We start from the raw sequence: 21,855 nt of genomic DNA on the forward strand, positions 1-21,855 counted from the left end.
TATATAATTATCGCCGTGAACTTCGAGGTGTAGCGCAGTTGGTAGCGTACGTGCTTTGGGAGCATGGGGTCGCAAGTTCGAGTCTTGTCACCTCGACCACAGGATAAAAAGGAGTTGTCTCAAAAGTGACTAGTTCACAGAGAGGCAACTCCTTTTAAATTGTTCAAAACCGAACGCAAAACACCTCTAGAATCGTTAAAAATCGAGTCTCAATGGCAGTTTTTGTAGATAACTTGTTTTTTGAGCATGCTAACGCCGGTTCAGGATGGTTTCCGAACTGTTTTTATGTTTTTCTAAGCTGATTCGGAAAGAGGAAACAGCGCTTGTCCGATCCGCCCGCTTTGTATTCGGTTGTGGAGTTTGTTGAGGTCAAATGCTATTGCTAACAATGTGTATTCAGTTGCAACATTTTCTTTGCCCCGCGTAAGAAACCTCTTGAATCCGTAATCCTGTTTGGTTATTCCAAAGACACCTTCGGCTTGTATGGATCTGTTGACTCTCAGTTGGATTCCTTTTTCCGAAGTGATATTGTTCCGGCTTTCCTGCCTGAATGCATCGAAGACCTCACTTACCTGAATGCTCTTTGTGTATTGTCCTTTGTAACACTTGCCGTAGTATGGGCAGTCTTCACAGGATTCGCATTTATAGATCTTAATAGTGCTCTCATAACCCATGAAACCTTTCTTGTGTTTGTTTCCGGATAACTTGAGGTTCCGTCCGCCTTTACAGGTGTATACATCCTTTTCCTTGTCGTAATCCATTGCAAGCCTGAATTCCATATCCTTCTGGAATTTCTTTGTTTTGGAATACTCGTAGTTGGATGGTTTTATATACGGCGTGATTCCATTGCGCTTGAGATAGTCGTAATTCTCTTCGCTCTCGTAGCCTGCATCGGCAATCAGATTGCCGAAGTTCCTGCCGTAGTTTCTGTTAAGCTTGTCCAGAAAAGGAATAAGAGTACGCATATCTGCTCGTTCAGCTGATACATCTATTCCAACTATGTATTCGCTCTCAACGGCTGCCTGGATATTATATCCCGGCTTTAACTGACCGTTACGCATATAGTCTTCTTTCATGTGCATAAAGGTTGCATCTTTATCTGTCTTGGAATAACTGTTTCTGCCTTTAAAGGTGGCCCGGGCAGTCTCGTACTTTTGTTGTCTGGTCTTAAAGTCTTCTATTGTTTCTATCTGTTTTTGTAATTCTGTCTTTCTCTTGCCTGAGCCATAAACAAATTCAGTTCCCTGGCAGTCTGCTATCAGCACAAGATCACTCAGCACTTTCTGAAGATACTGAGCCGTGATGTATTCGGGAACAACAGTGATGCCCAATTCTTCTTTGAGATATTTGGTTGCCTTTATCTGGAGCTTTGCTTCGCTCTTTTCAATAAAACCACGCCATACAAAGGAATACTTGTTGGCATTGGCTTCTATCTTTGTTCCGTCTATAAACAGGTTCTCAAATTGTATCTCGTCAGCTTCAGCCAACAGATTAACCAGCTGAGTAAGCAGGCCTTCTACACAATGCGTTAGATGCTTTTGGCGGAATCTTGCTATGGTATTGTGGTCAGGAACATTTTCTCCTCTGAGCAGATACATAAACGCCAGATTTAACTTACAGGCCTTTTCTATCTCTCGCGAAGAATAGATATGCTGCGAATATGCATATACCATTATCTTGAACAGAGTCTTCGGTTCGACTGCAGGATTTCGTCCTTCGGACGAGTAGGTCAGGTACAATTCTTTGTAATCTATCTCCTCTAAAACCTGATCTATGAGTCGCACTGAATCGTCTACGGGAATTAAACATTCGGTTTGAATTGGAAGTGACAGTTGAATATAGCTCCCGTTTTTGCTATAGTCAGACTGTAATGTTAGAGTTTTTTTCACAATTCAATTCTAACAATAAACGGGCCCTTCGGGACCCGTTTTCTTTTGAAATAGTTAGGGGCTATCTCGTTTTGTTTTGAGACAGCCCCTTTTTTGTTTATCGGATCAGAGCCTTTTTCCGATCGCTTCCACTATCTTTCCCGAAAGAACCCCAAGCAGTCCCGCAAGCTTATCCAGTCTGACCAGTTTGAATAAGAGCATCCTTACCTTGTCGATAAGGCAGGCACAGATAACAAACAAAACCGCGTAAACAACAATGCAGAGAATGGTCAGCAGGATATTAAGTTTTGTAAAAGGAACAAAGAGATCATACATGAATAAATAGACGACCGGGTGCGTGTTTATGAGATATGAAGCAAACACACACGGCGAAAGGAATCTGAGGATCTTCTTGAACCCTTCCCCGAACTTTATCCTCTTGAATAAGATCAGATAGCAGACTGCCATCGTGAGCATGGTCGGCGAGATGTATTTACTGAGGAGATAGTTATCCCAGTTCGAATTAACAAAACTGATCTCCTTCACCCAGATATACCAGCCAAAACTTATAAGCGTACAGATGACAATGCCGCATATCAGTTTTATGTTCGAGAGTTTTTCGAATAATCCGCATTTTTTGATGGATGCACCGAGGAAATACAGCACGAACACCCATGTAAAGGAAAACGGCTGAACTATTCCCAGGTTGTTCGCGAAAAGCGAGAAAAACGAGAATACCAGAACAACAACGACAACCGTTTTCCGGAGCGTTATCTCAGGAAGCGACCTGACCGCCATATTAATGAACGGCGACAGCAGGTATACCACGAAATACGCCGAGTAATACCAATACTCAAAACTGAAGAGCGGCAATACCGCACTGTAAAGATCATTTACAGTGACTCTGTCGGGAAGCACACAAAAGAAAACTGAAACGATGATCAGGCCGTAGAAAACTACCTGAAACCACAGACTGAAGATCCTCTCGCGGTTAAGCTTTTTGGGCCGGTCGGTATATGAGACATACCCGGTGGTAAGCGCGAAGATATTTACCGCGCATGAACACCAGAAGAAGAGGATCATGATAAGCAGATGGTTTCCGCCTTTGCTCGCAAAAACAACACCTCCCATTCCGAGAGCGTGCAGTATGACAACATAGATCATGGAAAGGATCTTCAGAGCATCTAATCCGTAATTGCGTTTATCTGTTATTGACGGCTGTATCTGTTCCAATGCTTACATCGATCCTTCCCGCTGATCATTTGGAGATCATTTTCTGTTGTAGATCTCGGTGATCTCCTTACATGTGCTGAGGAAATCGATGTTAAGGCGTCTTAAGCGGTAAGACAGCTGTCTGAGGATCATCTCTATCTTGGCAGGACAGGAACGGAATACAGTCTCGAGATCTTCGGGACAGATAAATTCAACGACCGTCTTATCCGCTTCAGCAACAGCAGTAGCGCTTCTCGGTTCCTCCGCGAGCATTCCCATCTCGCCGAAGAAAGTAACCGCTTCTATCTCGCCTGTCTTATTTTCATCTCTTGTACGGTAACCGGTATAAAAACATATGCGGCCGGAATGGAGTATATACATGCAGTTGTCGACCGCACCTTCTTTATGAACGATCATTCCCTTTCTGTATTCCTTAAGCTTTCCGGTACCGTCATCCTTAAAACCTTCGAATGCCTTGCGGCGCGATTCCTCGCTCGGCTCGTTCATCTTATTCTTGTTCGACTGATACATGTCGATATGTTTCTTTATCTTGGAAAATAATGACTGGTTCTTCTTTGCGGAATCGGAAGCACGCAGCTGCTCCAGCAGCACCTTTGATTCATTATAGTCAGTTTCCATCGCCTGAACCCTGTTAACGAGGTGCCTGATGAGCTCTATTATCATCTCCGGATGTTCCTCGAAAAAAGCATTCATCTCATCACCCGGGATCTCTACCGCGGTAACATTGCCTTTGGCAACGATCGTTGCGCTTCTGGGATACGCTTCAAGGATCGACATCTCCCCGAAGAATTCGCCTGCCTCAAGTACGGCAAGCTTTACCTGATCTTCCTTTCCCGAACCCGCGTAAACAAAAGCACTTCCTTCTTCGATAAGGAAAAAACTCTTGCCCGAGTCACCCTCTTTGATTATCACTTCACCATTTCTGAAAGTCTTCTCAACTAAACCCATATTGCGAACTTCCTTTCTGTATAGTCTTTATGTTTAATCAAATTGTATTTTCGGAAGGAATATCAACATCTCTGATACTTTATTGTATCAGAAAAACAGGGCTTCTTCATAGTAGGAGAAAGGTCCGGTTTACCTCGAACCGCGGTATCCGATACCATATTTATCGGTGTAATAATCTATCCTCTTCGAGTCATCGAAAACGGGGCCGTATATGTTATCCTCCGGAGATATCCCGACCAGTGAACAAACGGCTCTGTGTGCCCTTACGGTAAGATCTTTTTCGCGCTCTTTCGGCTTCAGATCCTTATCCGGAAATAAAGGTTCTCCGATGTGCAGTGTAAAAAGCGCAGTCTGGTGAAAGATGTTTTTCCTTATCCTTCCGGGCTCACGGTATGAGAATCCGAGCGGGATCACCGGTTTGTCATTGCTTACGGCTATAAAAGCCGCACCCCGTTTGAAAGGCCTGATAGGAGCATAGTATTCCCACATGCTTCCCTCTGCATAAATGTGAAGCCAGCCGTGTTCATTGAGAAGTCCGCTGAGAGCCTTAAGGTGTGCCTTTTGTCCTGCTATGTTATCCTCAGGAATCGGTATGCCTCCTACCAGACGGATCAGCGTTCCGTTCTCTCCGTTTATGTTCTTGTCCCAAGCCAGCAGATATGGTCTGTGCGGGCTTATGGCTTTCATTATCGCGATGTAGTCCCACATATGGACATGATTACACACGGATATCACTCCGTTATCAAGGATATCCCTGTGCTTCTTCAGATTATCCCGCCCCTCGATCCTGAGTCCGAGCCGTATCGCAGCCAGAGGGAAAACGACCAGTTTCAGAAGGATGCGCACCATTGTCTGTTTAAAACGGAACCATCCTGATTTGTCGATATAAGGATAAGATGCATCAAATACATATCCGCGGTCCTTCCGGATCTCAAGATAATGCCTGTCTGTTTCTTCCGGATACGGGAATCTGTTTGTCTTCGGATCGAACATTGCAAATCACTTAAGGCCGAAGAATGCAGCTTTCTTTTCCGCCATTTCTTCGACTCTTTCCATGTAGGTCAGCGCATCTTTTATTGTCGGACACCTCTCGACCCTGTGTTTGTGCTGCTCGCCTTCCTGGGCAAAACAACGCTTGCTCATGCCGCCTGCGCCGAATGACAGCACATCCCTGGCATCGCTCATCATCGCAACATTATAGAGATTTCCTGTTTCACCCTTTGCAAAACCCGTGTTCTCGAGACCGTGTCCCGTATCTTTTTGACGGTACATATAATACGGATGATATCCGGCTTCATAAAGCAGCCTGTAGCTCTCCGCAACGCTCTCATCAAGAGAGCCTCTGGTCATGTCAACATCCATGACCTGTTCTCTTGAGATCCTCGCGCGTCTCTTTTTATACAGTGTGTGGACTGTAATGTTGGCTGGAGCAAGTTCAATTACTCTTTTTGCGGATTCTATGTGGTCGTCGGCATTTTCATAAGGAAGACCCGCGATAAGATCCATGTTTATCAGGTCAAAACCCATATCACATGCCTTTCTGTAAACTCTGACCGTATCTTCGGCAGTATGTTTTCTGCCAAGCTTTAAGAGAGTGTCGGATCTCATCGTCTGCGGATTGATGCATATCCTGGTAATCCCGTGTTCTCTCATCGAGATGAGCTTTCCTTCCGTTATGGTGTCGGGTCTTCCCGCTTCAACGGTAACTTCACATCCTGAAGTAATATCAAATTCAGAGTACATGCAGTCAAGAAGCGAGGCAAACTCCTTTTCCTCAAGAACGGTCGGAGTACCGCCTCCGACATAGATCGCGGACAGAGGCCTTTTCACAGAGGGAGCCACTATGCTTATCTCGCGCTCGAGAGCCTTTTCATAACTCCTGAGTCTGTCCATATGGCATGAGATGTCTGACGATACAAATGAACAGTATTCACATCTTGAAGGACAGAAAGGAATGCCTATGTAGACACAGAGACTGTCCTCAGGAACCATCGAAAGGAGCCTCTGTTCCTCGCGTGATGTCTCGAAAGCAAGACGCGCCTTGTCGCTCCTTACAAAATACTTCTTCTCAAGTGCTTCCGGACTGTCCTCTTCACAGGCGACAAGCGTCGGCCTGATTCCGGTCAGACACCCCCAGGGCATGTTCATCGAGGTGATGTCTGCCAGAGCGACATACAGAGATCTTTTTATCTCACGCCCGGGTTCCAGTACCTCACCGTCACACCTGTAAGATTTCTCTTTTGAATACGTAACGGATCTTCCGTCATCCAGAAGCTCATTCACGAGCGTGATGTCCGGACCGTCCGGAGCAACGACCTTTCCCTCATCCTTCAGTTCTTCGGGCACTCCCGCGAACATCCTGACGACATCTGATACCCCGTAATATTTATCATGACCTTTAAGGATCACTTCAAGCATCTTCCACCTCTGCCACATGTGTCAGATAGAATCTGACATATACACTGTCCGGAACATGATAGGATTCAAGTCCCTTTTCACCGTTGCTCCTTAAGAAAGTATCATTTACCTTGTCGCTTGTCTCGGTGATATCAATTCCGAACTTCTCTTTGATAGCATCCACCTCATTGTCTATCTTTTTCCAGTAGATAATATCCGCACTCATATCCCTGTATACCGGATTCATCTCGGATGTTGACGCATACTGCGGAACCACCTCACCCGTTTTGTCCGCAATATCCTCTGCCATGGCATACAGGTTCCAAAAGATCTCATAGTATCCGGCATATCTGAAGTCAGGTCTTGAAGACGAGCAGCATGCCAATACCGCGATAGTATTGCAGTCGGTCTCACTCGCATAACCTTTTGCGTGGCAAAGTTCATGGCATAACGTGATCGGGTATTCGGTAATCCCCATATAGTCAGTATTGAGATTTACTTCTCCAAGAAACATATCATAAGCTCCGACTATATAGGTATAGCTCCAGTAGTGGCTCATTGATATGGGCTTTGCACGGACATAATTACCGCTAAGCGGTATGTCGTATTTTTCCGCGAAAGAATCCACGAGCGAATTTGCAAATGAAGCTGAATTCTCAAAGCTCTCATTCATGTGTGCGACACCGTTATAATCCTCGCCGAGTTTGCTCCTGGCCTCTATCATTCCGAGATATGCCCATCTGAGAGCTTCGCAGTAATCTTCAAATGTCAGTTCCTTTTCGATAAATTCCAATTCATCCGTCACATCGGTACGTCTGTAATTGAACCCGTGCATCGACTGAAAGATCAACGCACCGAGCAACGCGATTATCATGAGATTCCTGTAGGACTTGTAGATGTAAAGTGCAGCACCCGAAGTAAGCAGTTTTTTTACCAGTATCACAAGCCAGGCGACAAGACCAATAGCGAGCGCCGGCACCAGACAGATTATCAGATTCTCCGTCAATGAATAGTGGAAGAACATGTTGAAGGTCTGAAAAATGATGGAGACGTTCGGAAATATAACCGCACCGTACCAGTCGGCAAAACCTTCGGGAATAAACGCATTGCATACGGCCGCAGCCAAAAACAGTACGGTAAGTGCGATCACTGCCACGACGTGCAGGACTGTTCTCTTCCTTCCCTTCCTCGTTAACTTCATCTAAACGCTCTTATAGCCAGAAAGATCAGATAAAGGATACCGTATACAACAGGCTGATGGGCAAGATAAATGATCAGCGAATGTCTTCCGATGAATTCGATCGGTCTTGATACCGCCTTCACTACTTTCCCGCGTCCGGCGAACAATGTCTTTTTATCTTTGTAGCATACTCTGCCGATAACACATCCAATGAGAAAGACACCGAGCCACGGGAACAGCGGCATATAATCAGCCTGCCAGGGTGACCCCGCGATCTCAAATCCGACCGGCAGAAACGCCAGCGACTCAGTCGAATAATCCATATAGTGGATGTCGCATCCGCAGATGACTATGTAAAGACCAACAATCCCCATGATCACGTTTACGACAGCAGGCTTTGCTTTAGTCTTCTTCTCGATGAATGATATCAGGGCGTAGAGAAAGATACCGCATGTGAGGACCGCGAGCACGTTAAACAGGATCAGACAGTTCAGTCCGGCATAGTTTGTCACGATATATGTGACAACGGTAAGAAGAACCGTTGCGCCAAGGAGTTTTAAGCCTCTTTTTACGTTGTTGCGGGAGAATGTGCAGCAGATGCCTGACACGCTTACAAACAGTACGACTATGACCGGATGGACAAAAGACCAGAACCAGCCCTTTTCAAGATAAGAAAAAACATCCGCCCTGAATTCATATCGTACGTCCCATGACATATGCATGAAGAGCATCATCAGGAGAGCGATACCTCTCAGGAGATCCAGTTCCCACGCGCGGTCGGAAGCCAGCCTTTTCTTACTCACTTATCTTCCTGCCCTTCTGCCAGACAGCTTCCGAGAGCTGTTGCAAACACCGCATCTTCCGGAACAATCATGTTGACACCGTAAAGATCTTCAAACGGGATCAGATATTCCTGGCACTCCTTAAGTCCGGTCAGTTGTCCCGTAAATACAATGTCTTTAATGTTGTATTGTCTGGATGCCATGACAGCTACAGTTCCAATGGCCTGATATACCATATTGAACACGCCGGCCATCTTATCCTCCCTGGATAAGTCATCTGCCGCTTTTCCAAAATTGGATGCCGTGACATTCATAGGAAGTCCCGTGATAGCATTCTTGGTGATATCACCGATAGTGAGATCACATTTCAGGATATCGCCTTCAGTTGCCATATCAGAAAGCTTAACTGCATCAGATGTTCCGGTCAGAGCTAATCCGAGACCGACCAATGTGCCTCCGCCTACACCAGAACCGATTATGTGCTTTACAATACCCTTATTCGCTTCAAGGTATGCCGTACCGGTTCCCATACTGACGACTATTGCGTGTTCAAGTCCCGAAAGATATAATCCGCCTAATCCGGTTGCCTTGAATTCTTCAACATATATGGTCTTTATTCCGAAGATCGGCGACTGCGTAAATCCGGATCCGACTCCCGTAATATTTATCTGCTCGATATCATTTACTGAGAGTGAATGGTCATTTATGAGCTTGCCTACCGCTCCGAATGCCGATGTTACCGGATCTGCCGCCTTTACTATATCTCTGGCTATTATCCTGCCGTCATTCATTCCGACGATCTTAGTCGTACTTCCGCCGATATCCAACCCGACTTTTAATCTCATAATGCAGCTCATCCCTTTCTTTTAATTAGGTAATTCTATCAAATATACTGACAGTTATCCAACAAAAAGGCTCTGCAGGAGTTCTGCAGAGCCTTGAAGATATATTGATTAAAGATCAACCCCAGGTATATTCGATTACACTCTTATAATTCTTATTCATGTATTTCTTTATGATCTGGTACTGTTCGTCAGTATATCCGTAGATGTTCTTGAAAGTATTCTCTACCATCGGATCGCCGGAAACCTTGATCGAACGGCTGTCAGCACCTGCATATTCAGCACGCTCTTCAAAACGGGGAACCCAGAACTTACCGTCATACATATAGATATAATTTGTCTTGCTGTAATTATCCTTAAGGAAGATACGATAGTAAACTACCTTATTGGCCTCATCAAAGTAGTAGAACATACGGACAGACCACTTATAAGATGTGGTAGAATTTCCGATGAACTTAGGCTGGAAAACAGCGGAGTCAACGCCATCAGGTGTAACTACACGAAGTGTAGGAACTGAAGACTTACCGTCATGGGGATCATTAACATACCACATCCATTTTTTGCCGGTAGAACCGCTTCCCTGAGTATTGGCCAGGAATGAATTCTCAAAACCTCTTGCATATAACATAGCATAATCTGCTGAGTCATCGATATTGTAGGTTGTACCGAATGAACTGGAGATCTGTGCGCAGACACCGGCGATTACCGTACCCAAAAGGCAGATTATGGCAATAGCCAGGATCATTTCGACTAAGGTAAAACCTTTTCTGCTCTTAATTCGCTTCTTCATAAAAAGTCCTCCACAGTCCTATTTCATCAGGTAGAATGTATCGCTGTATTGGATACTTTCTTTGCACCTGCAAGATTTGAGGCACCGTTATCTACTACCCAATAATACTTATTCTCTGATTCTACATACATAACGATGATCTCACCCAAATGTGAACCGTCAGTATCTTCCCAATATTCAGGATAATAAACAAAAGCTGTTCTATTATCTGCAAGCTGATCATCCTTGGGTGCGAATTCGTAACCCTTTACGCCGTTAGGAACTGTAAGTCCGAGATCATCATATTTCACAATGTGAACATATACCGGCTCTAATGTGGCAGGCCACATACCTGTATCAAAAGTAAGTTCTACTTTGCCTGCACCGCCTGCATAATATCCCTTACCCTGTGCCTCTCTTCCGGCTGCACCTTTATTTTCTGTATGGTTCCACTCAGCTACTTCCTGCATACATGCAGCGTAGTTATTGGCACCGGATTTACTGTATACGGATGTCTGATATGAATAACCCATTGTGGCTACAAATCCGTTGATGAGCATTGTAGAAACAACGACAAGTATAAATGCAGCTAAAAGAGTTTCAACGAGGGTAAAACCTTTGCGGTTATATTGTTTAATAAGTCTCTTCATATGAACTCACCTCAGAAATTGTAATTTGCAAGTATAGCTTCACTATCGTTAATATGCTGCTTGAGTGATGTGGAGGAATCAGCAACTGCTTCACCGGATTTCTTAGCTGTTCTGATCATGTCAGCTATACCGAATCCGACAACACTGGCAATTATGACAACTATTCCTATGACAATTATCATCTCAGTCAGCGTAAAACCACGCTTTGAGAACTTCTTTGATATTCTTTGCATATTGCCCTCCAGTACTCCTAATAAATCTTATTCTTCTATATGGTTATTATACTGACTTCTACGCAAATTTCAATCCTAAAATTCATAATTTGTTAAAATTTGAAATAATTTGTTAACAAATGAGTAGCGGAGGATCAAATCCTCCGCTACCCTTTTTAAGTCTTAACTTTTAAAGCTAAATTATCAGGATGACCAACCCATGAATGCGTTAACTTCGCTGTTAACAGAAGAAACGTCACTGTTGTGCTTACCAACGGAGCTAGCAGCTGCCTTAGCCTTGTTGAGGTATGTACCGATACCGAGAACGAGAACTGCTGCAAGGATAACGATGATAGCAATTACGAGTACCATTTCTACGAGTGTGAAACCCTTCTTTGACTTCTGAATCTTCTTCATTTTAGATTCCTCCTATAAGTTTTTGAGTTTGTAGCCTGATTATACAGACTAATTTGAAGAAATGCAACACTTTTTTCAAATTTTTTCAAATTTTTGCCACATTTTGTTTTTTACTCTGCCTGAGTGGTCTGTTCACCGTTCTCTTCAGTAGTCTTCTCAGCATTAAGAAGCAATCTGATATCGCCGGATTCGCCTTCAAGCTGCTCATTAAAGAGAGTGTCAGCCCAATAAGCTGCGAACGGTTTGCTGGACATCTCATCGAGGTTCATGTTAACAACACCATACCAAAGGCTGTCTTCGTTATCGCAGATATAAGGGAATCCGATGAAGCCGCCCTTTGTATCAACATTAGTGTCACCACACCAGTATGTGTAAGCTGCCTTGCTGTCATCAACACTCAATCTGTTCCTGAGGCTTGTGCCGTAGAAGTTGATCGTTGCATTGAGAGTCATGAAACCGTTTGTATCTGTTGCAGAAATGCTGTCAACTTTAATGCAGTTAGGATTCTCAGCATTTATCTTCTTAAGAGCAGAGATGAACTCATCGTAACCCTTTCTCTGATCATAGGGTTCCTGACCCATCTTTCCGCTGAGATCCTGGATTGTAGCTTTGAGCTCTTCGTCAGAAACTGCTGCAGTAAAGTCAGGCGTGCGGTTGTACTGGGTAACTGTATATCCGTCTGTTGTCGAATATGTTACCGAGATCTGTGTGCAGACCAGACCGTCAGGTGAGGTCGTACCGTCAGGATATGAAACTGAAGTCATACCTACATCGGAAGAACCGACACTGACAAGGAAAGGGCATCCTTCAGTTTCAAATGTCTTAAGTACATACTGTTCGAGACATTCTGTCTCAAGCTTGTCGATGAAAGATAACTCGAGATCAGCGCATGAACCCTTGAGCAATTCTATCTCAGTAGCCATGCTCGCATTGTTCTCTCTCAATTCATCGAGGTAATCTTTTCTTTCCTGGAGAGTCTGTAACTCCTGCTTGTACTCATCATACTTGTTATTAAGTGTTCTGATTCCGAAGAAATAACCGAGAACAACGATAATCAACAGTGTGATTACATACATAAAGCCTTTTTCTCTTGCTGTAAGATTATTCATTATTATTCCCTCCCTAATCAGCCTTCAGCAGGTGCCTGTTCAGCGACCGATGTCGAGTAATAGAGTTTAATATCGATATTACCGCGACCGACATCAACATACTGATTAGCTTCTTTGATAAGTGCGAAACTTGCATCCTCAACCTGGATTCCGTCAACATAGATTCTTGTGAGATAGTATGTGACACCACCATATGTGTATGTATTAACATTATTGATGCTGTAAGAATCACCGGCTCTGACGGACTTTGTCTCGATACCGCCAAGTGATGTAGCTGTCTCAGCACCGTCCACATAACGGGAGATCGAAATATGAACATTGCTTACAAGTGTTCCGGAGATCGTGTAAGCGTAATAGTTGTTGGTTGCATCAATAGCTTCACCGCTTACCATGTCATCAAATGTGGAATCTGTTGAAGGCTCAACACGTGAAGCCTGGATTACAGGTCTTGCCGTGAAGACATCCTTTTCATTCAACATATTAACCATATCTACTGCACTGTAATAAGTGAACGCATAACCGGTCATTGTAAGCTGGTCGCTTGTGATCGTATATGATGAAACAAATGAGTCGCTCGGAATGCACTTTGCAATTACATCAGGAAGCTCTGTAGGTGCGGGATCGATCTCATCGACATCTCTACGCATCTGAGAGAGCGCGAAATAGTAATTTGTCATTTCGTTGAGTTTCTCTGTAAGCATAGCGTATTCCTGCTCAAGAGTAGCATAATCGGGGCTTGCGAGGAGATCTCTCAAAGCCTTGATCTGATTCTTGATGAGCTGGTTTCTGATAAAGAAAGCAACGATAAATGCAAGGACTACAAATACTACCAAGACACCGATAGCAACACCATAGCCTAACATTCTTGCTTGCTTTGCAGCGTTGGCTGTAAACTCGGCAAAGAAGTTCATATCCTTCTTTGCTAATAATTTTTTGCTAACTCCGTTAACCTTAGCCATAAAATGTACCCCTCCTTAATCGTGACGAATCAAAGCGCCACAACAATTGATGAACTGACCGATCTCAAAACCCTTAGGACCGTTAACGGTGCTGAGTGCCTTAAGGATCTCGACCTGAGTTCCAAGCTGACGCGCAAGTTCTTTGTCAATCTTCTTATAGCTTGCACCTGAACCGTAAAGGAAGCATGTGCTGATGGCATCGATATGATACTTTGCAATAGAGAACTGAGCTGTACGGGATACAGCATCAACAAGGCTCTTGAAGTATGCGTTAACAGCACTCTGAAGAGCAGGAGTCTCTGCAACTGTCTCATTCCATACATCGATATCCTCGATCGGTACACTTGCCTCAGCTTCTGAAGTGGTGATATTAAGTCTTCTTGCAAGTGAAGACTGCTGATTGCCGCTCTGGAGCTTCTTGACGGAATCAGCAACCTGTCTGATGTTGCTGTGACCGAACTGGAGTCTTCTTGAAAGAACCGGGAATCCCTTATCAAGAACGGTTACTGTCGTTGTCTTGCTGGAGAGCTCGATCAGAAGGATCGTGGACTGCTTGATGTTTACGTTACCGTTGATGATTCCGTTCTCGAAGAGCTTTCTTACCGCATTGGGGTTAACATCGAGAGCAATCGGGTTAAGATCCATGTTCTTGAGGAACTCACGGTAATCCTTGATAACGTCTGTAGGAATAGCCGTAGCTCTTACCTGGATCTTATCTGCATTTGTCTCAGCATCCTTAGTTGTTCCGTATACAAGATAGTCGATAGACATGTCTCTGTTGGAACCCTGACCAAGGATCTCATACTTAACCATATCCTTAAGCTGATCTTCCTTAACTACAGGAAGTTCAAGGTCTCTGCTGTGAACGAAAGCGCCTTCAGTTGTGATGATGCAGCTCTTCATTCTGATGTCGAGTCTTGCGATAGCGTGCTTGAGTGCCATTACGATTCCGAAAGAATCTGCAACTGCGCCGTCATTGATGGCATCACCCTCGAGAGGTACGATACCCATCTTCTCAATATTGATTATTCCTGTCTTGGAATTGTAATTCCCGACAGCAATCTTAAGGTCTGAACTGGAGCAATCGATAACCAGTTCGTTTGATCCTCTACCTAATGAAAAATCCATTTATTTTCTCCTTTCAATCTTTACGGGGATTACATGATCCACTGAGCCATTGTGAAGATAGGCATTGCGATACCGCCTACGACCGTACCTACGATGATAGCCATGATGATGATCATGACAGGCTCCAAAGCGGATACCATCTTTGCTGTTGCTGCGTCTGCTTCATCTTCGAAATAGTCAGCAGCCTTCTGAAGGATCGTATCCAAAGTACCGGATTCCTCACCGATCGAAACCATTGCGTAGATCATAGGTGGGAATTCCGTGATATCCCTGATTGATCTCGAAAGAGAAGTACCTTTTCTGATCTCGATACGAGCCTGCGAAAGTTTCTTCTGCAGGATAACGTTGTCCAACGATTTCTCAGTGATCTCAACAGCCTGAAGTACGGAAATACCTGACTTGAGAAGTGTTGATACCGTTCTTGTAAATCTGGCTGAAGCGTTCATCTTTGTAGCGCGTCCGACAACCGGCATCTTAAGCATGATGCTTGACCATGTCTCAGCACCCTTCTCGGAACTCTTCCAAAGCTTAAATCCGTATACTACAAAACCGATAACTGCTATATAGATATACCAGAAGTGTACGATAGAGTCGGAGAAGTCAAGCAGGAACTGTGTCAATTTCGGCAATTCACCGCCCAGGTCCTTGATCGTAACACCGATCTTAGGGACAAGGAATGTCAAGAGACCGATACTGACTGCAGCCGTAAGAGCTGCAAGGATCTTAGGATAAACCATGGCAGAGGAGATCTTGTTCTTGACTTTTGCATCCTTTGCAAAGTGCTCGGCAAGTCTTTCCATAACCTCATCGAGTCGGCCGGATTCCTCACCGGCAGCGATCATACTGATCATGATGTTAGGAATGACACCCCTCTGTTCTTTAAATGCTTCGGAAAGAGAACGACCACTCTGTACTGATTCGTAAATCTCACCGATACATTTCTTTGCCTTTTTCGATTCAAGTTGCTGATAAAGCATATCGAGCGATCTTACTACGGTGATACCTGCCGACAAAAGTGAAGCAAGCTGTCTCGAGATAAGAACGAGGTCCTGGGTCTTGAGCTTGGGGCTGCCGATTTCCATGTTGGCAATACCCTTACCTCTATCCAACGACAATGAAGCAATATACTTGCCGTCAGACTTAAGCTTTCTGGACGCTTCTCCGATAGAAGCTGCTTCGATGATGCCTTCAGACATTTTACCGTTTGAATCGATAACCTGATATCTGAAATTAGCCATCTAATGTTTCCCTCCTTATTCAGATTACTATAAAGCGCCCGATTATCAGGCAAACTCCAAATCACCGAACAACGGACTGTTCGTTTGACCTGCATTATTAATGAAACGCTTGAGATCATCAGGAATTCTGCATCTCTGCAATGCAGTATCTCTTGTGATCATGTTGCGCTTAACGAGCTCTGCAAGATAGAAATCAAGAGGGCACATTCCGGACTGAAGGCTTGTTGCGATAGTACTGTCTATCTGATACGTCTTACCTTCACGGATATTGTTCTTAATAGCATCATTGGAGATCATGATCTCGAATGCTGCGCATCTGCCGCCACCGACTCTCTGAACGAGCGTCTGGCAGATAACTGCAACAAGAGTAGAGGCAAGCTGTACTCTGATCTGATCCTGCTGATGCGGGGGATAAACGTCGATGATACGGTTGACTGTATCTGCAGCAGACGAGGTGTGGAGTGTTGAAAGAACAAGGTGTCCCGTCTCGGCTGCCGTAATAGCCGTACTGATAGTATCGAGGTCACGCATTTCTCCGACGAGGATGATATCCGGGTCTTCACGGAGCGCAGCTCTCAGAGCATTAGCAAATGAAAGCGTATCTTCGTGGATCTCTCTCTGGTTGATCATTGCCTCTCCGTGCATATGGAGATACTCGATAGGTTCCTCAAGAGTAAGGATGTGGCACTTCTTACTCATGTTTACGTGACCGATCATTGCAGCCAGCGTCGTAGACTTACCTGAACCCGTAGGTCCCGTAACAAGAATAAGTCCACGGGGTTTCATAACAAGATCCTTAAACACGTTAGGCAGACCGAGCTGCTCGCATGTAGGGATCTCATTGGTAATCGTTCTTGCTGCGAGAGCATACGTACCACGCTGCTTGAACACATTGCATCTGAAACGGCTGTAGTTCTCAACAATGTAAGAGAAGTCGATCTCGCCCCTCTCGTTCAGATACTGCTGTCTTGACTTGTCGATCATCGACTTACAAAGATACTCGGTATCTGCAGCTGTAAGCGGCTGATTGCCCAACGGCATCAACATGCCGTCGACACGAATCATCGGCGGCAAACCTACAGTAATATGGGTATCGGATGCACCCATCTTTACCGATTCCGCCAAAATCGACTCGATTGATAAACTAAATCCTTCCACGTTAAAAAACCTCCTTATCAGTCAATCGTGTAAGCAACTCTGTTAAGCTCGCTGACCGTCGTAATACCTTCAAGTACGAGGTCTCTTGCGGAATCCTGAAGCATCTGAGTGCCTTCAGAGATCGCGAGCTGACGCATCTCATCTTCACTTGCTCTCTTCTCGAGCAACGCCTTCATCTTTCTCGTAATGATAACGATCTCATGAATCGCAATACGTCCCTTGTATCCCTTCTCATTGCAATCCGTGCAGCCCTTACCATGGTAGAGCTTCTGACCCGGATCGAGTCTGAGATATTCACTGTCAGATTCATCAGGCTCATAGGCCTCTCTGCAATTGGTGCAGATACGACGAACAAGACGCTGGGATACAACGCCGACAAGAGCCGAGGAAACCATGTAAGGCTCAAGGCCCATATCGATAAGACGGTTGATCGATGAAACAGCATCGTTGGTGTGGATTGTACTGAAAACAAGGTGTCCGGTGATTGCAGCTCTCATTGCGATTTCCGCAGTCTCACCGTCACGGATCTCACCGACGAGGACGATATCAGGGTCCTGACGCAAGATAGATCTCAAGCCGCTTGCGAAAGTCATTCCCGCCTTAGCGTTAACCTGAACCTGATTCAATCCGGGGATCCTGATTTCTACAGGGTCCTCAACTGTGATGATATTAACTTCATCGGTATTTTTTTCTGAAAGGAGTGTATAAAGTGTGGTCGTCTTACCTGAACCCGTAGGGCCTGAGATAAGAACGATTCCCTGAGGTATTTTGATCATTCTGTCGATCATCTCGTTATTTCTGTCACTGATACCGAGATAAGATCTGTTAAGGTTTGCGTCATTCTTCGCAAGGATACGGATAACGGTCTTTTCACCGGTAACGCACGGGAGTACGGATACACGCATGTCCACGTTCTCACCGTTGATCATCGTGGTGATACGTCCGTCCTGAGGGATACGCTTCTCGGCGATGTTCATACCGCCTAAGATCTTTATTCTTGTTGTGATGGCATCCTTTGCGGAGATAGGGTTGCTCATTACCTCCTGCATGACACCGTCGATACGGATACGGACTCTTACACGGTCTTCCAAAGGCTCGATATGGATATCGGATGAACCTGAACGGATCGCGTAGTCGATCATCGAGTTAACGAGCTTAACTACCGGCGCACTGTTAACGGCTTCCGAAAGTTCGTTGTCGTTATCAAGGCTGTCGCTTTCCATGCTCGTACCGAGCTCCTCGGCAGCTTTGGCAGCACTCTCTCTACCATAATTAACTTTAATAGCCTCAACAATGGAAGAATGTGTTGCAAGCATCAGTGAGATCTGATAACCGGTCTGGAACTGAAGCTCATCTTCTATCGTGATGTTCATCGGGTCATCGATGGCGACGACCAGATTGTCATTATCAAATCCTATCGGGAAAACAATATTCTCTTCGCAAAACTTCTGTGTAAGCAACGCTGTGGCTTTAGGGTCAACATCGATACCTGACAGATCGATAATCGGATAATTGTACTGGCTTGAAACCGCTCTCAAAATGTCGAACTCCGACATCAAGCCACTCTCAACGATAACCTCTCCCAAGCGTTTTCCGGATTCCTTTTGAACGCTGAGGACTTCTGCAAGTTCGGTAGCATTTAGGAAGCCGCTTTCGACCAGAATATCACCTAATCTCTTCATCGAACCCTCCCGATTTCTTTAACAAAATATACGCTCAGAAAAGCACACAAAACAAACAGGCGCACTTCGCCCAAGCATAGATGTTAGAACTATACAACAGCCAGGAACAAAAAACAAGTTTAAAAGACAATATGCACAAAAAATATATTTGACAATCATGTGTCTGCAATATTACACAAAAAGGCACGCATTTAAGCCCTAAAAAATGCTGCCGGTTTGTATTATAATATTATCCGTATTTTATGTCACAAGATTTTGGAGGAAATATAATGTCAGGTCATTCAAAGTGGAGCAATATCAGAAGGAAAAAAGAGGCTTCCGATGCGGCAAAGGGTGCCGTTTTTACAAAATTTGCAAAGGAGATCGCAGTTGCAGTTAAGGCCGGCGGTCCCGATCCCAACAGTAATTCAAGGCTCAAGGTAGTCGTTGCCAAGGCAAAAGCTGCCAACATGCCTAACGATAATATCAACCGTGCCATCAAAAAGGCTGCAGAAGCCGGCGAGGGCGACGATTACGAAGAGATCACATATGAGGGTTACGGCCCGGCCGGAGTCGCCATCATGGTCAAGGCTCTTACCAACAACCGCAACCGTACCGCTGCTGATGTCAGGCATATCTTTGATAAGAACGGCGGCAATCTTGGAGTAGACGGTTCCGTTTCCTTCCTCTTCAACGAGAAGGGAACGATCCTCATCTCCAAGGAGGATTACGAGGATGAAGACCAGGTCATGGGCGATGCTCTTGACTGCGGCGCTTCGGATTTTGAGAGTGATGACGAATTTTACATCATCTCGACGACGACCACGGATTACTACGATGTCAGAGATGCTCTCGAGGCAAAGAACTACGTTATCGCAGATTCGACTCTCGGTCCCGTTGCCACCACAACAGCCGAAGTCACTGATCCGGACGCAATAGCACAACTTGAGAAGATGCTCGACATGATGGATGAGAACGAGGATATCCAGGAAGTCTTCCATAACTGGAACGGCTAAAAGGAACTAAGGGGCTGAAGATTTGGACTACCCTGATGAATCTAGGCAAGAACAGAATACGACTGCGAACGCTCCGGTAGCGCGCAAAACTTTATTGTCTGAATTTCGTGGGACTCTTAAGAGACTCGACAGATCCCAGCCCGTAAATCCGAATCTCAGTTTTGACTCGGGTCAGGGATTTGAGCACAATGCCGAACTGATCCTTTCTAATGAGCAGTTAACGCGTGAGGTCCTGTCCAATATTGCCGTCATTGCCTTTGTCGGTCCTTCCGGCACGGGCAAAAGTACGCGCGCGATAAAGGTTGCACGCGAAAATAATATTTATTACATAATCGATGACGGTCTCCTTATAAACGGAAGCCGTATCGTAGCCGGCACTTCCGCAAAAAAAGCACCAACTAAGATGGAATCGGTACGACAGGCGATATTTGTCGATCCGACCAGATCCGCAGTGATGAGAAGAGCCCTTATCGAATCGATGCCCCGTGCACTCATGGTATTGGGAACATCTGATTCGATGCTGAATAAGATCTGCGACAATCTCTGGCTCAACCGGCCTTCGATGCTCATCAGAATTGAGGACGTCTCAACCGAAGAGGAACGCCGGCTCGCTCGGAACACCAGACTTACGGAAGGTATGCACACCATACCTGTTCCCAGCATGGAGATAAAGCATGAGTTTTCCGGATACTTTTCGGATCCGTTCAGCAAACTCAGGCAGAGATTCGACCGTGAACGCGGTGTCGCTCCCATGGCACCCGATTCAGAGAGAACAGTTGTCCGTCCCACCTTCTCTTCCCTGGGATCATATTCCATTTCGGACGAAGCAATACTTGACCTGATAAAGATAGTCCTGAAGGATGTGCCGGGTTTCGCCGAAGTCACATCATTTAAGACAGAGAAGCAGACTTTCGGAGTAATGATCAGCCTCGATCTTGCTCTCTATTATGGCTACGATGCCCAAAAGGTCCTGGAAACGGCTCAACAAAAAGTCGGCAGCGCCGTCGAAGAATTCACATCTATCACCATGAACGGCGTTAATGTCAGGGCTAACCGGCTTATTCACTTGCCAAAGCCAACAAAGGAGAATAACTGATGGAAAAAATATACATGATCCCCGTAAACGATGCTTACGCTGAATCCTGCGGCTGTCCCATCTGCCGCCTTCACGAAAAGGCCGAGAATAATTATCTTGAGTACTATCTCGGACCTTCACTGATGGAACCCGATACCCGCAAGATCACCAATAAAACCGGCTTTTGCCCTGTTCACATGGGAAAACTCAATAAGGCCGTGACAAACAGGCTCGGACTGGGACTCGTCATGCATACTCATCTTAAGGACTTCAATGACGATTACACACCCAAGCTTAAAGCCTCAATACCCGCAAAAGCCGGGATCTTAAAGGGAAGAAATCCCGATTATAAACAGAAGCTCAATAATATGGCTGATCTGATTGAAAGAAGAGTCAGCTCCTGCCCTATCTGCGATAACCTCAATGACGCGATGGGACATTATGTCGAGGTAATCTGTTGGATGTTCTCTCATGACAGTGAATTTAAAGAGAAGTTCATTGAATCTGAATTCCATTGCATGCCTCACACGGCACTTCTGCTCAGACAGGCCGCAAAACTGTCCCAGAATGATGCGGCTGATTTTGTAGAAGCTCTCTATAACAATAATTCACGGACATTCGATTCGCTTATAGCCGACGTCGAATATTTTACTCTTAAGTTTGATTACAGAAATACAGACAAGCCCTGGGGAACGAGCAAGAACTCGATCCAGCGCTCTATGCGTTTCTTATCTTCAGACGGGAGGGATTTTGATGAACAGCAATCCAAAAAGTAATATTGATTTTTCCGGGGCCGAACTCGAACAGTATTCCGATAATACTATCCTTGAGGTCATGCACGAGAAAACAGACGAAGGAACAGGCTCAAAGTATGTTCTCATAAAGCATGATTACTATTCGTCTGATTCCGGCCACGGCAGAGATCTTCTTTCCGGATTTCTCTCCGCGCTTTGCAGTTCATCCTACACTTCGATCATTGTTTACCTTATCGACTCCGGAACTCTTTTGCTTGACGATTCAAATCCTCTTTATGATACATTTTTGCGTTTGGCCGGAAAAACAGATATGGTGATTGCTTCCAAAGAAAGCCTTGATCACTACGGAATTATCCTCAGCAGAGATGTTAAGGTCGATACCCAGTCTTCAAGATCCATCGCAGAGGACCTGATCTATATTCCCAATCTTTTAATCCTTGAATGATCCTCACCTTATA

The 21,855-nt window shown here is 45.0% G+C and carries 22 protein-coding genes and 1 tRNA gene; 5 read left to right on the forward strand and 18 right to left on the reverse strand.

Annotation, left to right across the window (positions count from 1 at the left end):
• Positions 1–23 precede the first annotated feature (23 nt).
• A tRNA-Pro gene (locus tag BO18_RS17080) sits at positions 24–99 on the forward strand.
• A gap of 194 nt (positions 100–293) precedes the next feature.
• On the opposite strand, the gene BO18_RS17085 is transcribed toward BO18_RS17080, so the two are convergent.
• From BO18_RS17085 to BO18_RS17170, 18 genes are all read right to left on the reverse strand, one after another.
• A complete protein-coding gene (locus BO18_RS17085) occupies positions 294–1,838 on the reverse strand; it encodes an IS1182 family transposase (protein ID WP_034448571.1) in 1,545 nt (514 codons plus the stop codon).
• A 156-nt stretch (positions 1,839–1,994) separates the two neighbouring features.
• Entirely contained in the window at positions 1,995–3,101 is a 1,107-nt protein-coding gene (locus BO18_RS17090; RefSeq protein WP_034448263.1) for an acyltransferase, read from the reverse strand.
• 36 nt (positions 3,102–3,137) lie between these two features.
• Positions 3,138–4,049: a Crp/Fnr family transcriptional regulator gene (locus BO18_RS17095; RefSeq protein WP_034448265.1), complete on the reverse strand. Its 912-nt coding sequence runs from the start codon at positions 4,047–4,049 to the stop codon at positions 3,138–3,140.
• 129 nt (positions 4,050–4,178) lie between these two features.
• Entirely contained in the window at positions 4,179–5,042 is an 864-nt protein-coding gene (locus BO18_RS17100; RefSeq protein WP_051688877.1) for a lysophospholipid acyltransferase family protein, read from the reverse strand.
• A 6-nt stretch (positions 5,043–5,048) separates the two neighbouring features.
• Positions 5,049–6,467 (reverse strand): coproporphyrinogen dehydrogenase HemZ, encoded by a 1,419-nt coding sequence (gene hemZ / locus BO18_RS17105; RefSeq protein ID WP_051688878.1) that lies wholly within the window; start codon positions 6,465–6,467, stop codon positions 5,049–5,051.
• Positions 6,460–7,647 carry a DUF3810 family protein gene (locus tag BO18_RS17110; protein ID WP_034448267.1) on the reverse strand — a complete coding sequence of 396 codons (1,188 nt, stop codon included), beginning with the start codon at positions 7,645–7,647 and terminating at the stop codon, positions 6,460–6,462. Before BO18_RS17110 ends, hemZ begins: the two co-directional genes overlap by 8 nt.
• A complete protein-coding gene (locus tag BO18_RS17115) occupies positions 7,644–8,429 on the reverse strand; it encodes a heparan-alpha-glucosaminide N-acetyltransferase (protein ID WP_034448269.1) in 786 nt (261 codons plus the stop codon). Before BO18_RS17115 ends, BO18_RS17110 begins: the two co-directional genes overlap by 4 nt.
• On the reverse strand, positions 8,426–9,253 hold the full coding sequence (gene coaW / locus BO18_RS17120; RefSeq protein WP_034448271.1) for a type II pantothenate kinase: 828 nt from the start codon (positions 9,251–9,253) through the stop codon (positions 8,426–8,428). The genes BO18_RS17115 and coaW overlap by 4 nt, the downstream gene beginning before the upstream one ends.
• Before the next feature lie 115 nt (positions 9,254–9,368).
• Complete coding sequence (locus BO18_RS17125; RefSeq protein ID WP_034448274.1) at positions 9,369–10,040, reverse strand: type II secretion system protein; 672 nt, start codon at positions 10,038–10,040, stop codon at positions 9,369–9,371.
• Between the two features lie 26 nt (positions 10,041–10,066).
• A complete protein-coding gene (locus BO18_RS17130) occupies positions 10,067–10,669 on the reverse strand; it encodes a type IV pilus modification PilV family protein (protein ID WP_034448276.1) in 603 nt (200 codons plus the stop codon).
• An 11-nt stretch (positions 10,670–10,680) separates the two neighbouring features.
• Entirely contained in the window at positions 10,681–10,902 is a 222-nt protein-coding gene (locus tag BO18_RS17135) for a prepilin-type N-terminal cleavage/methylation domain-containing protein (protein ID WP_034448278.1), read from the reverse strand.
• Between the two features lie 183 nt (positions 10,903–11,085).
• Positions 11,086–11,298 carry a type II secretion system protein gene (locus BO18_RS17140; RefSeq protein WP_034448280.1) on the reverse strand — a complete coding sequence of 71 codons (213 nt, stop codon included), beginning with the start codon at positions 11,296–11,298 and terminating at the stop codon, positions 11,086–11,088.
• Between the two features lie 110 nt (positions 11,299–11,408).
• A complete protein-coding gene (locus BO18_RS17145; protein WP_034448282.1) occupies positions 11,409–12,407 on the reverse strand; it encodes an FtsB family cell division protein in 999 nt (332 codons plus the stop codon).
• Positions 12,408–12,424: 17 nt separating this feature from the next.
• Positions 12,425–13,366: a PilN domain-containing protein gene (locus tag BO18_RS17150; RefSeq protein WP_034448285.1), complete on the reverse strand. Its 942-nt coding sequence runs from the start codon at positions 13,364–13,366 to the stop codon at positions 12,425–12,427.
• 15 nt (positions 13,367–13,381) lie between these two features.
• On the reverse strand, positions 13,382–14,494 hold the full coding sequence (gene pilM / locus BO18_RS17155; protein ID WP_034448286.1) for a pilus assembly protein PilM: 1,113 nt from the start codon (positions 14,492–14,494) through the stop codon (positions 13,382–13,384).
• A gap of 29 nt (positions 14,495–14,523) precedes the next feature.
• A complete protein-coding gene (locus BO18_RS17160) occupies positions 14,524–15,732 on the reverse strand; it encodes a type II secretion system F family protein (protein WP_051688879.1) in 1,209 nt (402 codons plus the stop codon).
• Between the two features lie 45 nt (positions 15,733–15,777).
• On the reverse strand, positions 15,778–16,890 hold the full coding sequence (locus tag BO18_RS17165; RefSeq protein ID WP_255350963.1) for a type IV pilus twitching motility protein PilT: 1,113 nt from the start codon (positions 16,888–16,890) through the stop codon (positions 15,778–15,780).
• A gap of 17 nt (positions 16,891–16,907) precedes the next feature.
• Positions 16,908–18,572 (reverse strand): GspE/PulE family protein, encoded by a 1,665-nt coding sequence (locus tag BO18_RS17170; RefSeq protein ID WP_034448288.1) that lies wholly within the window; start codon positions 18,570–18,572, stop codon positions 16,908–16,910.
• Between the two features lie 269 nt (positions 18,573–18,841).
• Between BO18_RS17170 and BO18_RS17175 the strand changes: the two genes are divergently transcribed.
• Genes BO18_RS17175 through BO18_RS17190 form a run of 4 tightly spaced genes read left to right on the forward strand, consistent with a single transcriptional unit; the run spans position 18,842 to position 21,842 of the window.
• A complete protein-coding gene (locus BO18_RS17175; RefSeq protein WP_034448291.1) occupies positions 18,842–19,567 on the forward strand; it encodes a YebC/PmpR family DNA-binding transcriptional regulator in 726 nt (241 codons plus the stop codon).
• Positions 19,568–19,589: 22 nt separating this feature from the next.
• The gene (locus BO18_RS17180; protein WP_051688880.1) at positions 19,590–20,663 is read left to right on the forward strand and encodes a hypothetical protein; all 1,074 of its coding nucleotides are present in this window, start codon (positions 19,590–19,592) and stop codon (positions 20,661–20,663) included.
• A complete protein-coding gene (locus BO18_RS17185) occupies positions 20,663–21,418 on the forward strand; it encodes a DUF6062 family protein (RefSeq protein ID WP_034448294.1) in 756 nt (251 codons plus the stop codon). Before BO18_RS17180 ends, BO18_RS17185 begins: the two co-directional genes overlap by 1 nt.
• A complete protein-coding gene (locus tag BO18_RS17190) occupies positions 21,396–21,842 on the forward strand; it encodes a hypothetical protein (protein WP_034448296.1) in 447 nt (148 codons plus the stop codon). Before BO18_RS17185 ends, BO18_RS17190 begins: the two co-directional genes overlap by 23 nt.
• Positions 21,843–21,855 lie beyond the last annotated feature (13 nt).

Source organism: Butyrivibrio sp. AE2032, assembly GCF_000702965.1.

Excerpts from the sequence above, each read along its gene's own strand:
- BO18_RS17095 (WP_034448265.1), bottom strand. The coding sequence starts at position 4,049 with ATGGGTTTAGTTGAGAAGACTTTCAGAAATGGTGAAGTGATAATCAAA.
- BO18_RS17100 (WP_051688877.1), bottom strand. The coding sequence starts at position 5,042 with ATGTTCGATCCGAAGACAAACAGATTCCCGTATCCGGAAGAAACAGAC.
- hemZ (WP_051688878.1), bottom strand. The coding sequence starts at position 6,467 with ATGCTTGAAGTGATCCTTAAAGGTCATGATAAATATTACGGGGTATCA.
- BO18_RS17110 (WP_034448267.1), bottom strand. The coding sequence starts at position 7,647 with ATGAAGTTAACGAGGAAGGGAAGGAAGAGAACAGTCCTGCACGTCGTG.
- coaW (WP_034448271.1), bottom strand. The coding sequence starts at position 9,253 with ATGAGATTAAAAGTCGGGTTGGATATCGGCGGAAGTACGACTAAGATC.
- BO18_RS17125 (WP_034448274.1), bottom strand. The coding sequence starts at position 10,040 with ATGAAGAAGCGAATTAAGAGCAGAAAAGGTTTTACCTTAGTCGAAATG.
- BO18_RS17130 (WP_034448276.1), bottom strand. The coding sequence starts at position 10,669 with ATGAAGAGACTTATTAAACAATATAACCGCAAAGGTTTTACCCTCGTT.
- BO18_RS17135 (WP_034448278.1), bottom strand. The coding sequence starts at position 10,902 with ATGCAAAGAATATCAAAGAAGTTCTCAAAGCGTGGTTTTACGCTGACT.
- BO18_RS17140 (WP_034448280.1), bottom strand. The coding sequence starts at position 11,298 with ATGAAGAAGATTCAGAAGTCAAAGAAGGGTTTCACACTCGTAGAAATG.
- BO18_RS17145 (WP_034448282.1), bottom strand. The coding sequence starts at position 12,407 with ATGAATAATCTTACAGCAAGAGAAAAAGGCTTTATGTATGTAATCACA.
- BO18_RS17150 (WP_034448285.1), bottom strand. The coding sequence starts at position 13,366 with ATGGCTAAGGTTAACGGAGTTAGCAAAAAATTATTAGCAAAGAAGGAT.
- pilM (WP_034448286.1), bottom strand. The coding sequence starts at position 14,494 with ATGGATTTTTCATTAGGTAGAGGATCAAACGAACTGGTTATCGATTGC.
- BO18_RS17160 (WP_051688879.1), bottom strand. The coding sequence starts at position 15,732 with ATGGCTAATTTCAGATATCAGGTTATCGATTCAAACGGTAAAATGTCT.
- BO18_RS17170 (WP_034448288.1), bottom strand. The coding sequence starts at position 18,572 with ATGAAGAGATTAGGTGATATTCTGGTCGAAAGCGGCTTCCTAAATGCT.
- BO18_RS17175 (WP_034448291.1), top strand. The coding sequence starts at position 18,842 with ATGTCAGGTCATTCAAAGTGGAGCAATATCAGAAGGAAAAAAGAGGCT.
- BO18_RS17185 (WP_034448294.1), top strand. The coding sequence starts at position 20,663 with ATGGAAAAAATATACATGATCCCCGTAAACGATGCTTACGCTGAATCC.
- BO18_RS17190 (WP_034448296.1), top strand. The coding sequence starts at position 21,396 with ATGAACAGCAATCCAAAAAGTAATATTGATTTTTCCGGGGCCGAACTC.